15 protein-coding genes are annotated in these 14,391 nt (G+C 63.5%); 7 read left to right on the plus strand and 8 right to left on the minus strand.

Translation table 11 applies throughout. The features are described 5' to 3' along the window. Positions 1-23: 23 nt before the first annotated feature. Both guaB and QFX32_01385 read right to left on the minus strand, forming a co-directional pair. A complete protein-coding gene (gene guaB, locus QFX32_01380) occupies positions 24-1,490 on the minus strand; it encodes an IMP dehydrogenase (protein MDI9632691.1) in 1,467 nt (488 codons plus the stop codon). Positions 1,491-1,493: 3 nt separating this feature from the next. After that, positions 1,494-2,180 (minus strand): (5-formylfuran-3-yl)methyl phosphate synthase, encoded by a 687-nt coding sequence (locus QFX32_01385; GenBank protein MDI9632692.1) that lies wholly within the window; start codon positions 2,178-2,180, stop codon positions 1,494-1,496. A gap of 44 nt (positions 2,181-2,224) precedes the next feature. On the opposite strand from QFX32_01385, the gene QFX32_01390 reads away from it, so the two are divergent. Together QFX32_01390 and tmk are read left to right on the plus strand one after the other, a co-directional pair. Further along, on the plus strand, positions 2,225-2,896 hold the full coding sequence (locus QFX32_01390; GenBank protein MDI9632693.1) for a HisA/HisF-related TIM barrel protein: 672 nt from the start codon (positions 2,225-2,227) through the stop codon (positions 2,894-2,896). Next, positions 2,887-3,510 carry a dTMP kinase gene (tmk, locus tag QFX32_01395; GenBank protein MDI9632694.1) on the plus strand — a complete coding sequence of 208 codons (624 nt, stop codon included), beginning with the start codon at positions 2,887-2,889 and terminating at the stop codon, positions 3,508-3,510. The genes QFX32_01390 and tmk overlap by 10 nt, the downstream gene beginning before the upstream one ends. Here the strand turns inward: tmk and QFX32_01400 are convergent. Next, the gene (locus QFX32_01400; protein ID MDI9632695.1) at positions 3,464-6,058 is read right to left on the minus strand and encodes a valine--tRNA ligase; all 2,595 of its coding nucleotides are present in this window, start codon (positions 6,056-6,058) and stop codon (positions 3,464-3,466) included. The genes tmk and QFX32_01400 overlap by 47 nt on opposite strands. A gap of 163 nt (positions 6,059-6,221) precedes the next feature. On the opposite strand from QFX32_01400, the gene QFX32_01405 reads away from it, so the two are divergent. Further along, positions 6,222-7,430, plus strand: a complete 1,209-nt coding sequence (locus QFX32_01405; protein MDI9632696.1) for a TIGR00297 family protein — start codon at positions 6,222-6,224, stop codon at positions 7,428-7,430. A 24-nt stretch (positions 7,431-7,454) separates the two neighbouring features. After that, positions 7,455-8,036 carry an HVO_0476 family zinc finger protein gene (locus QFX32_01410; protein ID MDI9632697.1) on the plus strand — a complete coding sequence of 194 codons (582 nt, stop codon included), beginning with the start codon at positions 7,455-7,457 and terminating at the stop codon, positions 8,034-8,036. On the opposite strand, the gene QFX32_01415 is transcribed toward QFX32_01410, so the two are convergent. Then, entirely contained in the window at positions 8,008-8,289 is a 282-nt protein-coding gene (locus QFX32_01415; protein ID MDI9632698.1) for a thioredoxin family protein, read from the minus strand. The two genes, QFX32_01410 and QFX32_01415, sit on opposite strands and share 29 nt — an antisense overlap. Positions 8,290-8,328: 39 nt before the next feature. Continuing rightward, entirely contained in the window at positions 8,329-9,030 is a 702-nt protein-coding gene (locus QFX32_01420) for a hypothetical protein (GenBank protein MDI9632699.1), read from the minus strand. 185 nt (positions 9,031-9,215) lie between these two features. Here QFX32_01420 and QFX32_01425 point away from each other — a divergent pair, with 185 nt between their 5' ends. Together QFX32_01425 and QFX32_01430 are read left to right on the plus strand one after the other, a co-directional pair. Continuing rightward, positions 9,216-9,686, plus strand: coding sequence for an Hsp20/alpha crystallin family protein (locus tag QFX32_01425; protein MDI9632700.1), 471 nt, complete (start codon positions 9,216-9,218; stop codon positions 9,684-9,686). 77 nt (positions 9,687-9,763) lie between these two features. Further along, positions 9,764-10,549 (plus strand): CBS domain-containing protein, encoded by a 786-nt coding sequence (locus tag QFX32_01430; GenBank protein ID MDI9632701.1) that lies wholly within the window; start codon positions 9,764-9,766, stop codon positions 10,547-10,549. Here the strand turns inward: QFX32_01430 and QFX32_01435 are convergent. Continuing rightward, on the minus strand, positions 10,546-11,724 hold the full coding sequence (locus QFX32_01435; GenBank protein ID MDI9632702.1) for an NDP-sugar synthase: 1,179 nt from the start codon (positions 11,722-11,724) through the stop codon (positions 10,546-10,548). The genes QFX32_01430 and QFX32_01435 overlap by 4 nt on opposite strands. A gap of 121 nt (positions 11,725-11,845) precedes the next feature. Here QFX32_01435 and QFX32_01440 point away from each other — a divergent pair, with 121 nt between their 5' ends. Next, positions 11,846-12,700 (plus strand): hypothetical protein, encoded by an 855-nt coding sequence (locus QFX32_01440; GenBank protein ID MDI9632703.1) that lies wholly within the window; start codon positions 11,846-11,848, stop codon positions 12,698-12,700. 90 nt (positions 12,701-12,790) lie between these two features. On the opposite strand, the gene QFX32_01445 is transcribed toward QFX32_01440, so the two are convergent. Further along, positions 12,791-13,111, minus strand: coding sequence for a hypothetical protein (locus QFX32_01445; protein MDI9632704.1), 321 nt, complete (start codon positions 13,109-13,111; stop codon positions 12,791-12,793). A gap of 84 nt (positions 13,112-13,195) precedes the next feature. Beyond that, positions 13,196-14,365 (minus strand): redox-regulated ATPase YchF, encoded by a 1,170-nt coding sequence (locus QFX32_01450; GenBank protein ID MDI9632705.1) that lies wholly within the window; start codon positions 14,363-14,365, stop codon positions 13,196-13,198. Positions 14,366-14,391: the final 26 nt, after the last annotated feature.

A 14,391-nucleotide genomic window follows, 5' to 3' on the forward strand; every position in this document is an offset into this window, starting at 1 on the left:
AGGGGAGTGCAGGGAGTCCTCTTTCAGTCCGTTATCCGGTAGTTCGGGGCCTCGTCGGTGATGAGGATGTTGTGGGGGTGGCTCTCGGTGTGACCCGCGGCCGTGATTCTGACGAAGGTCGTCTTCTCGTGCATCTCCCGTATCGTCTGGGAGCCGGTGTAGCCCATCGCTGCCTTCAGCCCCCCGACGAGCTGGTACACGACCTCCGAGACGCTCCCCACGTACGGGGTCACGCCCTCGACACCCTCGGGGACGAACTTCGTCTTCCCGATCTCCCTCTTCTGGAAGTACCTGTCACTCGAGACACCGCCGCTCATCGCGCCGAGTGACCCCATCCCCCTGTACTGCTTGTACCGCCGTCCCTTCATCGTGATGATCCGCCCGGGGGACTCGTCGGTTCCCGCAAAGAGGCTCCCTATCATCACCGAGTCCGCGCCGGCAGCGATGGCCTTCGCGACGTCACCGCTGTACCGGATCCCGCCGTCCGCGATGAGGGGGATGCCCGTTCCCCTGATCGCGTCCGCGACCGTCGCGATCGCGGTCACCTGCGGGATCCCCACGCCCGCGACGATGCGGGTCGTGCAGATCGACCCGGGGCCAATCCCGACCTTGAGGCCGTCCACGGTGTCCATCAGGTCCTCCGCGGCGCGGGCGGTCGCGATGTTCCCCGCGATCACGTCTGCCTTCACGCTCCCCTTGATGTCCCTAACGGACCTGACCACGTTCTGGTTGTGCCCGTGGGCGCAGTCGACGACGAGGGCATCCGCACCGCACTCGTCGAGCCTGATTGCCCTCTCGAAGTCGAACGGGCCGACGGCCGCGGCCACCCGGAGCCTCTTTTCCCTGTCGCGGGTCGCGTTGGGGTACTGCTTCTTCTCGAGGATGTCCTGCATCGTGATGATCCCGATGAGCCGCCCCGAAGAATCGACCACCGGGAGGCGTTCGACCTTGTTCGTGTACATGATCTCGAGGGCCTGCTCCATGGAGATGTCCTCGCTCGCCGTGATGGGTTCCCTCGTCATGATGGCCCGCACGCTCTCGCTCCCGCGGCGCGCCGCGATCCCCCGCACGTCCCTCCTGCTCACGATCCCCACGATCTTCCCGTCCTCGACGACGGGGACACCACCGATCCCGTGCTCGACCATGAGGCGCTCGACCTCTGCGACGCTCATCTCAGGGCCGACGGAGAGGACCTTCCTCTCGATGAGCTGCTCTGACTCCTTGACGCGGAGGACCTCGGCGACCTCCTGCTCGGGGGACATGTTCCTGTGGATGACGCCTATCCCCCCCTCCCTCGCGAGTGCGATCGCCATCGCGGACTCCGTCACGGTATCCATCGCCGCGCTCACGAGGGGGATGTTCATCGGGATATTGCGGGAGAAAAACGTCCGCGTGTCTGCCTCGTTTGGCTCGACGCGGGACGATGCCGGGACGAGCAGGACGTCGTCGAACGTGAGGGCGAGGGGCGCATCGAGCTTCTCCGTGAACATGGGTCAGTGCACCATCCGCGCAAGTCTCTCCACGAGTTCTTCCCTTATCCCAGACGACCGATCCCCGCCACAGACCATCCCCCTGACACCGATGATGTCCGGGCCGATTCGCCTGATGGCCGGGAGGTCGTCGAAGGAAAGCGATCCCGCGATTGCCGTCTGGAGACCGGATCTCCTGTTCACCGCGCAGAACTCCGCGAGTTCCCCCTCGCCCATGAAGGAGAGGGTGCTCTTCCCGTCCTTTATCCCCGTGTCGACCATGGCCACGTCGGCCCCCTCCCTCGCGGCGAGGGGTGCGACCTCGAGGGGGGAGATGGTCCCGAGGCGGGAGTAATCGGAGTAGCTCGCGACGACGACCTTCTTTTCGGGGAATTCGTCCTTGACGGCCCTGACAACGGCCCTGATGAGCTCTGCGGCCCGCGACGCGCCGTCGAACATCAGCCCCACTTTCACGTAGTCGGCGCCGGCGCACGCGGCCCCGTACGCGGCAAGCGCGGCACAGCCGGGTTTGAAATCGAAGTCTCCTATCGCTGCACTGACTGGCTTTGCCGCGAGTGCCTTGATGGTCCTGATAACCCAGGGGAAGTTCGCTCCGAGTGATCCTTCTGCGGGATTTTTCACGTCGATGATATCAGCGGCAAGAGAACGTTTCGCTTCGTCGATGTCCCTCGGGCTGACCAGCAATTGCATAGGATTTAATGATTCTGCTATCTAATAGTGATTACGTTTCCCCCATGGACCTGTTCCTCGCGATTGACCTGAAGGGTGGACTCGTGGTCCACGGGTCATCCGGCCAAAGGGAGAAGTACCGTCCCCTCACGTGGGGGCTCTCCCCGACGGCGGAACCCGAAGGCTACGTGAGGAACCTCTCCCCGCGGAAAATCTACGTCGCGGACCTCGACAGGATCGCGGGGACCGGCGACAACACGGGGACGGCGCTCGCGCTCGCGAGGATGGTCCGCGGGTGCCTCCTCGACCGCGGGGCTCACGGCCCCGGGGACTTCCTGCACGATCCCTTCGTGACCGACGTCGCGTCGACGGAGTCGTCGCGGGTCGACCTCTCCCTGTACCCTTCGGGATTCCTCTCGGTCGACATCCGGGAGGGGAGGGTGATCCCCTCCGGGGCAGATCCGCGGACCATACTCTCGGAGGCCGATTCGTGGAACTTCTCGGGCGCGATCGTCCTTGACGTCGGCGCTGTCGGGACGGGGAGGGGCCTTGACCTCCCGCTGCTCGGGAGGCTCCGCGGAGCGTATGGGAGGACACTCCTTTACGGCGGGGGCATCGCCGGAGCGGCAGACCTCGACACACTCGCCTCAATCGGTTTCGACGGGGCGATCGTCTCCACCGCGGTCCACAGGGGGCAGGTCCCGGTCGGTGCGGTGAGGAGGGGCAGATGGTCCTAGTCACGCTCGAGGGGATCGACGGGAGCGGCAAGACCACCCTCCTCTCCGCGCTCGAAAAGTCCCTCTCGGACCTCTCCCCCGTGATCACCCGGGAGCCGGGGGCGACCTGGATCGGGGACCAGGTGAGGAGGGCAATCGCCGAGAGGATCGACCCCGTCGCCGAGGCCCTCCTCTTTGCCGCGGACCACGCCGCCCACCTCGCGTCGGTCATCCGCCCCGCCCTCGCGGAAGGGCGCCTCGTCATCTCCGACAGGTACACGGACAGCAGGTACGCGTACCAGTCCGCGACGCTCGAGGGAATCGTCCCGGACCCGCTGGGGTGGCTCAAGTCCGTCCACGACGGCTGGACTGTACCGCCCGACAGGACGGTCCTCCTCGTCCTTCCGGTCAGGGAAGCGCTCGCCCGGAAGGCGGGCGCGGGCAGGCGGGAACACTTCGAGGATTCCGCCCTCCTCGAGCGCGTGCAGGAGAATTACCTAGAGCTCGCGCAACGGGAACCTTCCCGGTTCCTCGTCGTCGACGCCGCGCAACCGGCGGAAAAGATCCACTCCCTCGTCTCTGCCGCGGTCAGGGAGTGGCATGGATCGTCACGATCACGCCGTCGACGACCCTGACGTCGACCTGTTCTCCCTCGAGCCGGTACGTGCACTGGACCGAGAATGAATTTTCAGGGACGGGGATCTCCCGGCCATCGACCGTGACAGTCCTTGGAGGGTCGAAGAGGCGTTCCCGCGGCAGTTCCCGTATCGCCCTCATGAACGCCGCCGCGTCCTTGCGGAGCGCAGGACCGATCACCGCCATGTTGAACTGGATCTCGCCGGCGGTCTTCTCGAGGTGGGGCTGGCCCGTGTGCCATTCCACGGGTGCATTCAGCGTCCGCGACGCGTCTCCCGCGTCGTCTGAGAACGGCGCGAGGAAGACCGACACGCGGCCCATCGGTGCATTGAGGGCCAACCCCTTCTCGTGCTTGTAGCGCCGGACCTCGGCAACGACCTTCGCGAGGACGTCGCCGTTCCGTCGTGCCTCGGGGTCCCGGGGGAGGGGTGCGGGCCAAGGCTGCGCGTGGACACTCCCCCTGCCGAGGTGCGCGTAGCACTCCTCCGCAAAGAACGGGGTGAAGGGGGCCATGAGCCTGCAGAGGGTGTCGATTGCGGTTTCGAGGACCCTGCACGCGCTGTCCCTCGCGGGGTCATCGGAGTAGAGCCTCCCCTTGACGAGCTCGATGTAGTGGTCGGCGAGGACGTCCCACGCGAACTCGCGGATGACCTTGAGGGCACGGTCGAACTGGTACGCGTCCATCGCCGCCGTGACCTCTTCCACGGTCTCCGCGAGGCAGTCGAGGAGCCACCGGTCTGCAAGGACGGATGGCGTCGCGTCGCGGTCGTAGGGCTTGCGCCGGAGCTGGAGGATGACGAACCGGGCGATGTTCCAGAGCTTCGTCTGGAACCGCGACGCCGCGATGACGTCGTTCCAGCTGAACATGATGTCGGACCCGGTTGCCGCACCTGCCGCGGCCCACTGGCGGAGTGCATCTGCTCCGTACTTCTCGATGATCTCCTCTGGGGTGATCACGTTCCCGCGGCTCTTGCTCATCTTGAACCCGTCTTCCCCGAGGACCATCCCGTTGATGAGTATCGTGTCCCACGGGCGCCGGCCCGTGAGGGCGACTGACCGGAGGATCGTGTAGAATGCCCACGTCCTGATGATATCGTGCCCCTGGGGGCGGAGTTCGGCGGGGAAGAGGGGGGGATCGTTCTTCCCGTCCCACCCCGTGACGTTCAGGACGGAGATGGAGGAGTCCATCCACGTGTCGAGGACGTCTTCTTCCCCGGTGAAGTCCGTCGAGCCGCACCTTGGGCACGGCCGCGAGGGCCGGTCGACGGTGGGATCCACCGGGAGTTCGTCCTCCCGCGGGACGACGATCTCCCCGCACGAGTTGCAGAACCATACGGGGATAGGGGTCGCAAAGATGCGCTGGCGGGAGATGCACCAGTCCCACTCCATCTGCGAGACCCAGTTCTCCATCCGCAGGAACATGTGCTCGGGGATCCACCTTATCTCCCGCGCGGCCTTCATGATTGCATCCGGGTCGATCTTCACGAACCACTGCCGCTCGCTCATTATCTCGATCGGCGTCTTGCACCTCCAGCACGTGCCGACCCGCTGCTCGAGGGGTTCCTGCCGGGTGAGGATCTCCATCCTCTTCATGTCCTCGAGGATGGCCTTCCGGCACTCCGTCGTCTTCATCCCCGCGTATCTCCCCGCGATGTGCGTCATCCGCCCCTGCCTGTCGATTGCCTTCCGCAGGTCGAGCCCGTGCTGCTTCCACCAGTGCACGTCCTGCTTGTCGCCGAACGTGCATATCATCACCGCCCCCGACCCGAACGTGGGATCCACGGCGGGATCCGTGATGAGGGGGACGCTGTGGCCGAATATCGGGACTGTCAGGCGCCTGCCTGCCATGCCCCTGTACCGCTCGTCGTCCGGGTGCACCGCCACTGCCACGCATGCCGCGAGCAGCTCGGGTCGGGTCGTCGCGATCTCCAGCCCGTCGAAGTCAAAGTAGTTGAGGGTGGTCTCCCTCGGCTCGTAGTGGACCTCGGCGAAAGCGATCGCCGTCTCGCAGCGGGTGCAGAAATTGACGGGGTGCTCGCTCTGGTAGATGTACCCCGCGGCGAGCATGCGCAGGAACGAGAGCTGGGTCTTCCCGTAGTACTCGGGGAACATCGTGATGTACTCGTGGCTCCAGTCCACGGAGAAACCCATCCGCCGGAGTGTCCGCCTCATCTTCTCGATGTTTTCGAGGGTGAGCTCGCGGCACATCCTCCTGAACTCCTCGCGGGGAACGTCGTTCTTCGTGATCCCGTGGATCTCTTCGACCTTCACCTCGGTGGGGAGACCGTGGCAGTCCCAGCCCTGCGGGAACATGACGTTGTCGCCCCTCATCCTCCTGTACCGGGCGATGAAATCGATGTAGCACCAGTTGAATGCATTGCCGATGTGGAACGTGCCCGTCGGGTAGGGGGGCGGCGTGTCGATGACAAATTTCGGGCGGCTGGGGTCATGGACGAAGTAGTTTGCCTCGTCCCGCCATGCGCCCATCCAGCGCCTTTCCACCTCGGAATGATCGTAGTTCTTCGGGAGATCCAGAGACGACGACATTCTCACAGTATTGGAACTTTCAGGAGATATACCTAATCTTGCGCGATTCTCCCCTTTTCAAGCCCCAACGCGAAAATTTGCCCCTCCCGTGGGTTTCCCGGCGACGCACCCGCCACGCGACGCCGGGGAAAACTCTTATCCTCGGGAGACAAAGGGAAATGGGATGCTCAACCGGATGGGAGAGCGGCTCGCGACCGTGCTCGTCCTCTCCTTCATTCTCCTCGCACCCTTCATCCAGCCCCCGTGGCTCCTCGCCGTCATGGTGGTGCTGTGCGCCTTCGTGATGTACCTCATACCGCGAACGAGGCTCCTTTCGGTCGCCCTCGTCCCCATCGCCATCCTCTTCGGCCTCTCCATCCTCTCCCTCTTCGTGTTCTCATGCACGCTCGCCATCCTCGTGACGGGCGAGGTGGTATTCCACGGGAGCAGCAACAGGATCCGCCCCTACATCGCCCAGGTAGTCTCCGGCCTCGCGGCGTGCCTCCTCGTCTCGGCGTACCTCGGCACGTGGGCACCACTCGTCGTCATCTTCGGGATAGTGGTCGCGGTCCTCCTCAAGGCGATCCTGCGCAGGAGGGAAGACACCCTCATGATAGAGGCGCTCGGTGTCGCGATGACGATGTTCCTCATCGACGAGCTCAACTACAGCGCGGACCTCGCGCTCATCGCGTTCGCGGTGGTCATCGCGTTCAGTTTCGGGTACTTCTCCTACAGGACAGGGACGGCGGACGTGAGCGGCCTCTTCTCCGGCGCACTCATCGGGATCATCCTCATCGTCTTTGGGGACATCCGGTGGTTCATCGTGATGCTCGCCTTCTTCATCCTCGGCTCCGCGAGCACGAAGTACATGTGGGATTACAAGCTCCAGCTCGGGATCGAGCAGCCGCGCGGGGGTGCGAGGGGATACCTCAACGTCTTTGCCAATGGGAGCGTCTCGGCCGCGTCCGCGGTCCTCTGGGGGGTGAGCGGGTCGCCGGTCTTCCTCGCGCTCTTCCTCGGGAGCGTAGCGACGGCCGCGGCAGACACGGTCGCAAGCGAGATAGGCGTGACGGGTGGCGAGCCGTACCTCATCACGACGTTTGAAAAGGTGAGTCCCGGGACCAACGGGGGCGTCTCGCTCAAGGGGGAGCTCGTCTCCCTCGCGAGTGCGCTTACAATCTCGCTGACCGCGCTCGCCCTCGGCATCGTCGACGTCCCTGTCGCGCTTGCGGGAACACTCGGGGGTTTCATAGGGACGAACATCGACAGCCTCGTCGGAGCGCTCCTCGAGAACCCAGGGTACGTCGGGAACGCGGGGACGAACTTCATCGCGACGCTCGGCGGCGGGGTCGCCTCGGTCGCGATCGCGGTCGTCCTCTGGAGCCTCGCGTAGGTTGGCCATGGAGGTGCCCTGAACATGGGAGGGGAGATCGAGACATACTGCCCGGAATGTTCCTGCGAAACGGTGCACGAGATCCTCGCGGGGGGCAGGAACCCCGTGGGGAGGTGCACCGAGTGCGGCGACGTCCACCCGGTGAGCCCGGGCAGGGAGAAGAAGAAGCTCCTCGTGAAGGCGATCGTGAGCGACGGCGCGACCTCCCGCCCGGGCACGGTCGGGATGGAGGAGGGGGAGGTCTGCAGGGTCGGGGACACCTTCGTCGCGGAATGCGGGGACGAGTACACCGGCGTCGAGGTCACGTCCATAGAGGCGGGCGGGACCCGCACGCGGAAGGCGAGGGCAGAGGAGATATCAACGCTATGGACGCGAAAGGTCGAGGAGGTCCCGCTGCGCATCGCGGTCCACGCGGGGAAGACCACGGTACCCCTCCGCGTCACCGTGCCGGGAGAGGACGAGTTTGCCGTGGGAGAGACGTATTCGTTCGGCAAGAAGAGGATCCGGATATCCCGGATAAAAATCCGGAACGGCGGGATGCTCAAGAAATCCGGCGAGAAGGCGGAAGCAAAGAGGATCAGGAGGATCTTTGGGTACCCGGCGTGACTTTCCGGATCGCCTCCTCGAGCTGTTCCCTGTGCACGAGCCCCTCGAACCGGGCGACCTCCTGTCCGTCCCGCTCGATCACGATCGTGGGGGTCACCGAGAGCCGGTACTTGGAGATGTACGCCCTGTCTCTTAAGGGGTTTATCCGGTCAGCACGGAGATTCGTGGCCGATTCGACCTCCGCGAGGATGGGCTCCTGCTCGTGGCAGGCCATGCACCCTTCCTGAAAAAAGTAGAGGATCCGAGTTGTCATGGAGGAGAAATGTGAGAGCGACCGGTAAAAAGTTGTCCACTAAGCCTTCGAAAGCTCGCGGAGTGTCACCTCTGCGTGGCTGTGGGCATAGTTCACCCTCACGGCGTCGCCCGTCTTCGCCGTCACGTACCCCGTCCTGACCACGAAGGATTGCGTCTCGTTCGCGTCTCCCTTCGCGTCCTGTCCGTAGGGAATCCCGAGTATCACCTGGTCGCCCGGGACGACCCTCGTGAAGTTCCCGCCGTACTCTTCGTACTCCTCTGCGCTCATCTCCCTCTCCAGGCCCGCCGACCCCGGGAGCGGGATCTTCCTGATCTCTCCCTGGCGCATCCCCGCGATCCCCTGGGCAATCGCATTGTACTCCGCGGGGAGAATACCGTACCGGGATTCACCGAGGACGTAATTGTAGGCGGCCACGGGGACGATCTCCCTTGTCTCCGTTTCTCCCACCGTGAACGGGATAGGCCCGCACAACCAGACGATGTTCCCGGCATCGTGGGTCTGGTTGAATTTCCTCAGGTCTCCTGTCAGGACGGGGCGCCCCGTCTGGTCGTACAGCGTGAGGAAAACCACGGCACGGTCGCCGGCGGCCGCAGAGTGCAGGGAGACGAGCCACCCCATGCCGAGCGAGCTTACCACCATGATGACCGCAAAGCTCACTCCTATCACGACGAGACCGACCTTGCGGAGATCCCAGCCGGAATTACCGTCCTTTTTCCTTGTTCCTTGTGCCTTTGTCATTCATCCATGGTTAACCCGGCGAAAAATAAACGTTTCATGGGACGCGGGAAGAGGCCGGGCGCGGGGGGGGAGAGGTCACCGCACGACACCCGCGTGCCCTTATAGAAAATTTTATATAGAACTACTACTCACATGAAGTTAGTCAGCGTCGCACAACGCTGGTGCACGATGAAGGAGGTGTTCGCATGGTATTCAGAAGGAGGTATCCGTTCAGCTGGATGCTCCGGGACTTTGAAGAGATGCTCGCGGAGATGGAGAACCGGTTCTGGGGGACCGGTGGACGTTTCCTCCCGTCGGCAGGGGTTGCTGACAGGTTCCTCCCCGCCATCAGGGGAGAATTCAGGGTCGACGTGCGGGAGCACGATGACGAGATCATGGTCGTCGCCGACCTCCCGGGCGTGGACAAGGAGGACATTTCAATTACGCTCCTGAGCCCGAACCTCCTCGAGATCGCCTGCGAGAGGCGGTCTGACAAGGAGGAGAAGGACGAGGGGTACTATGTCCGGGAGAGGCTGTACGGTTCCATGTCCCGTACCGTTGCCCTGCCCCACGACGTGACGGACAAGGGGGCGACCGCGAGCTTCAAGAACGGTGTCCTCGAGGTCCGGCTGAAGAAATCCAAGGAGGAGAGGGGGAGCCGGATCAAGATCGAGTGAGGACGGCCGTTCGACTCCATATCAGCCCACTTTTTTTCCCGATGGTTTTTAGTGAATGGACCTTTAAATGAGATGGGATGGACAAGAAGAAGGTCCGGGACTACATGACCTACGACGTCGTGACCGTCGACGCGGGGGGTACCGTGAGCGAGGTCATGGAGAAGATCCGCGATACCGGTCACGACGGTTTTCCCGTGGTGGAAGGGAAGGAAGTGGTCGGATACGTGGCGGCCCGCGACATCCTCTTCAGTTCCCCTGACACCCCCGTCCGGGAAGTCATGTCAAAGAGGCTCATCGTCGCGGACCCCGACATGAGCATCAACGATGCAGCCCGGGTCATCTTCAGGTCGGGGATCCAGAAACTCCCCGTCGTCGACGAACACAACCACCTCCTCGGGATCATCTCGAACACGGACGTGATCCGGTCCCAGATCGAGCACGTCTCCCCGGAGAAAGTCTTCAATTTCATCTCCACCTTGCGGACACTCCACGGCGTTGTGCCCGAGCTGAAGAGGGAGGTCGTCCAGATAGAGAAACTCCTCCCCACGCAGTCCCGGATCTACGAGGACGAGCTCGAGGGGAGAATATACGAGATAAAGAAGGGCCTCGCGGAACCCCTCATCGTCGTGAGGAAACCCGGTCGCCTCATCCTCGTGGACGGACACCACCGCGCGATCGCCGCGCGGAAGCTGGGAATAAAGGCCCTCGACGCGTACGTTATCGAGATAAACGAGGACATAGAGCTCGGGATGGAGAGGACGGCGAGGGCGATGAACCTCCGGTCCCTCGATGACATCCAGATACTCGACTACGCGCGCCACCCGCTCGTCGCGATCACTCACCGCCTCGTCCGGAGGGGCTAGGAGCCATCGTACCGGACCTCGTACGCGTCGTTGAGGAGGTGCTCGCGGATGGCCGATCCCGCCGGGATGTGGACCTCGGGCCAGACGCGCGTGCGCGAGTGGACGACCACCCCTTCCTCCATGACGACCCGGGGACCGATCACCGTGTCGTTCTCGAGGCTGCAGTCGTCCCCGATCACCGTGTCGTTGTCGATGATGCTCCCCGAGACAGTCGTGTTCTTCCCGACCGTCACCCTGTCGTAGAGGGACGACGAGAATACCTTCGCGTGGCTCTCTATGAGGCACCCTTCGCCGATGGACGTGTACGGCCCGATGATGACGTTGTCCTCGATCCTCGTTCCCGCACCGATCGCGACGGGCCCGATGATGCGCGAATTCGTCCCCATCGAGAACGAGCTCCCTATCTGGACCGGCCCGAGGATCTGGCCGGACTTCACCGTGATGTCGCCACTGATGCTCGTGTAGGGTAACTCCTGGAGTTTCCACCTCTCCGCCTGCCGGAGGGACGCGGGGTTCCCGACGTCAGTCCAGTTCCCCCTCGCGAGCCACGCCTTGAGCGTGTGGCCTCCCTCCATCAGGCGGGGGAAGAGATCGCGGGCAAAGTCGAACTTGGTGTGCGGCGGTATCTCGTCGAAGATCTCCGGCGAGCACACGTAGATCCCCGTGCTCGCGAGGTTCGAGAATATCTCCCCGGGGGACGGTTTCTCCTTGAAGCGGAGGACGCGGAAGTCCGCGTCGATCTCGGCGATCCCGTAGTCTCCCGGGTCGTCGATGCTGATGAGCCCGATCGATACCATCGACTTGCGCGGATCGTGGCTGCGGGAAAACTCGAGGAGGTTGAGGTCGGTGACGTGGTCTCCCCCGACGACGAGGAAGCACCCGTCCTCGAGGTACCGCTGCGCGTTCTTGACGCTCCCAGCCGTTCCGAGCTTCGTCTCCTCCCGCACGTACGTGATGCTCACGCCGAAGAGCGAGCCGTCACCGAGTGCGTCCTCGATGGCCGAACCCATGTACCCCAGCGTGATGACGATGTCGCAGAAACCGAGGTTGGAGAGGTGGGAGACGAGGTGCTGGATCGAGGGACGGCCGACGATCGGGATGCACGGCTTTGGTCTCTCGAAGGTGAGCGGCCGGAGCCGGGTGCCCTCCCCGCCGCACATGATGCACACCTTCATGGGAAGAATGTGATACGCAGGGGCGCATAAAACAAGCGAGAACACCCCTCCCATTCTCCCGCCGTCGAAATACCCATTGAAATCTTTTTCTCGTCTTCTCCCCACATTCATGTGGTTGGCTGTGATACCCCGGGGAATACGAGATATCCATGGGAACTGGCTCGGGGCAGGGCTCCTCGTCCTCGTCCCGGTGCTCTCACTCGGAGGGTTGCTGCTCGCGGTGGTGCTGCAGGGCGCGGGACTCATCGGCGACGCGGCCGACTTCTTCTGGGGGAGCGTCCTTGGATCGTTCGTGCTCGCGATCGTCGCCCTCCAAAAGCCGCGGAAGGACATCGTCTCTCTCTGCGCCCCGATATTTGCCATCTTCGTCTTCGTCGTGCCCCTCGAGACGAAACCGTCCCTCCTCCTGCAGGCCCTGTATGCCGCGAGCCTCACTGCCCTTTCCGCGAGACTCCACCTCCGGTTCAGTACCCCCGGTCCCGCCGACAGGGAGGAAATCACGATGGAAAAGTACCTCTACGATTACATCGACAGGATAGGACCGTTCTTTTCGTGGGTTCAGAAGGACTGCGCCCATGACATCGCGTCCACCGTCCTCTCCTTCAAGTTCGGGCTCTACACGAAGGCCGCGTCCGACGCGGCCCGCGCGATCGCGAAACTCGGGAAGGCAGACAACAGTGGCGTGCTCAGCCGCGCCCTGAGTATCGTGAGGGACAGGGCAGAAGCACTCGGCCAGTCGAAGCCGGGCGAATTCTCTCCCGTCACGTTCGAGGCCGACGACCACCCGTTCCTCGCCCTCCACGTCTCCCCCGAGAATATAGAAGCCCCCCAGATATACGACCTCGACAACGCCCTCCTCCTCCTCTACGCAGTCGCGTACCTCCGGTCGCCCGATGACGGACAGTCGCTCGACGAGCACCAGAACTTCGTCATCCAGATACTGGAAGGGTACAAGAAGCTCATCTCCCCGGGATGAGAAGGGGGAGGGGAAAAGGGATCAGGGCGGGACCATGGCAGTGCATGCCGGTGGGAATGCACCGGCACGGGTCCCGGGTTCTCTTCGGGCTCAAAGGCTGTCCAGGCTGACCCCGCGGAAATCCTCGGCGATCTCGCCGATCTCCTTGACACCGAACGCGGTCTGGACAGCAGTGATATCGAGCTGCGCCGCGACGTCGCACATGTAGTCGAGGATGTCGACCGAGAGCTCCTTGTGCTGCTTGCTCTTGCGGAGCTGGTCTATCAGGAACGCGAGTTTCTCGGGGGGTTCCATCCGTATCTTCGCGAGGCTGATCACGCACATGAAGATCCGCGTGAGGTTCCTGTCCGTCCCCGTGATGGTATCGAAGAAATTCTTCAGTATCTGCGCCTGGTAAATCTCGCCACCCATCGGTACAGAGCGGTTACAATTCCTAGTATATAAATTTACCTCCCGCAAACCTGGCAAATCACAGGTTTTTCCGAAAAAAGTGGGTTATCTCGCGGTACTCACGATCCGGATGATGTCCCCGTCTTTCAGCGGGTGGGTGTCCTTCACGCGCATGTGGGTCCTCGCGTCCACCGCGTAGAGGAATCCCTTCCCAATCTCGGTGTGGACCTGGAACGCGAGGTCCCGGGGGGTCGATCCCTCCTTCATGAGGAACGCGTCGGGGAGGACGTTCCCCCGCGAGTCCGAGTACTTGTGCTCGTCCTCGACCGGGTACACGACCACCATCTTCAGGAGGTCTTTCACCGCGCGGTTGATTGCCTGCTGGACGCCGGTCCCGCCGAACTTCTCCATGACCTGCGCGATCGTCTTCAACCCTGCCTTCTGGGCGGGGGTGAGCCCGTCCTCGCGGACGACAGAAAAGGACGGGTCGCCGGGGTGGTACTTCACGAGCCCGGCGGAGACCGCGTTCCGGAGCGCAAGCTCTCCCGCGGCCGTCGCGAAGGTGAGGCCAGCAGCCCGGAGGCGCGCCACCACGTGTTCCGGCGCGAGGTCGACGCGGTTCCCGACGTGCAGCATGGGCTTGCTCAGTCGCACGAGCTCCCCGCAGAACCGGACGAGCGCGGGCCCGTCGGCGTGCGCGAGGTCGATTCCCGCGGACCTCTCCGCATCCATGACGTCCTCGGGGGTGACCTTGAGGCCGGTCAAGATCTCGGCGAGCCCCCTGTGGATCGGGTAGGTCTTTGACTGCGCCTGCCTCTGGAGTTTCTGCCAGTGTTTCTCGATGATTCCGTGTATCCACATCGTCATCTCGGTCTTCACGAACTCGATGTCCTCGAGGGGATCGTGGCTGCCCGGCTCGACGGGGTTTCCCTCCGCGTCGGTCGACCCGCTCGCGTCCACGACGTGGATGATGGCATCTGCCTGCCGGAGGTTGTCGAGGAACTGGTTCCCAAGGCCCCTCCCCTTGTGGGCCTCGGGGACGAGACCGGCGACATCGATGAGGTTCACGGGGACGTACCGGATGCCGTCCGTGCAGTGGCCGCAGGACAGCCCGAGCGAGCGGCAGGGGCACTCCGTCCTGTAGTACGCCACGCCGAAGTTCGCGTCGATGGTGGTGAAGGGGTAGCCGGCGATCTCCGCGGGGGCCATCGTCGCCGCCCGGAAGAAAGTGGACTTCCCGCAGTTCGGCTTTCCCGCGAGGGCAAGCGTTATCATAGCAATTCCCTTTACCTTTCACCACC

It is taken from the genome of Methanolinea sp. (assembly GCA_030055515.1).
GTDB lineage: Archaea > Halobacteriota > Methanomicrobia > Methanomicrobiales > Methanospirillaceae > Methanolinea_A.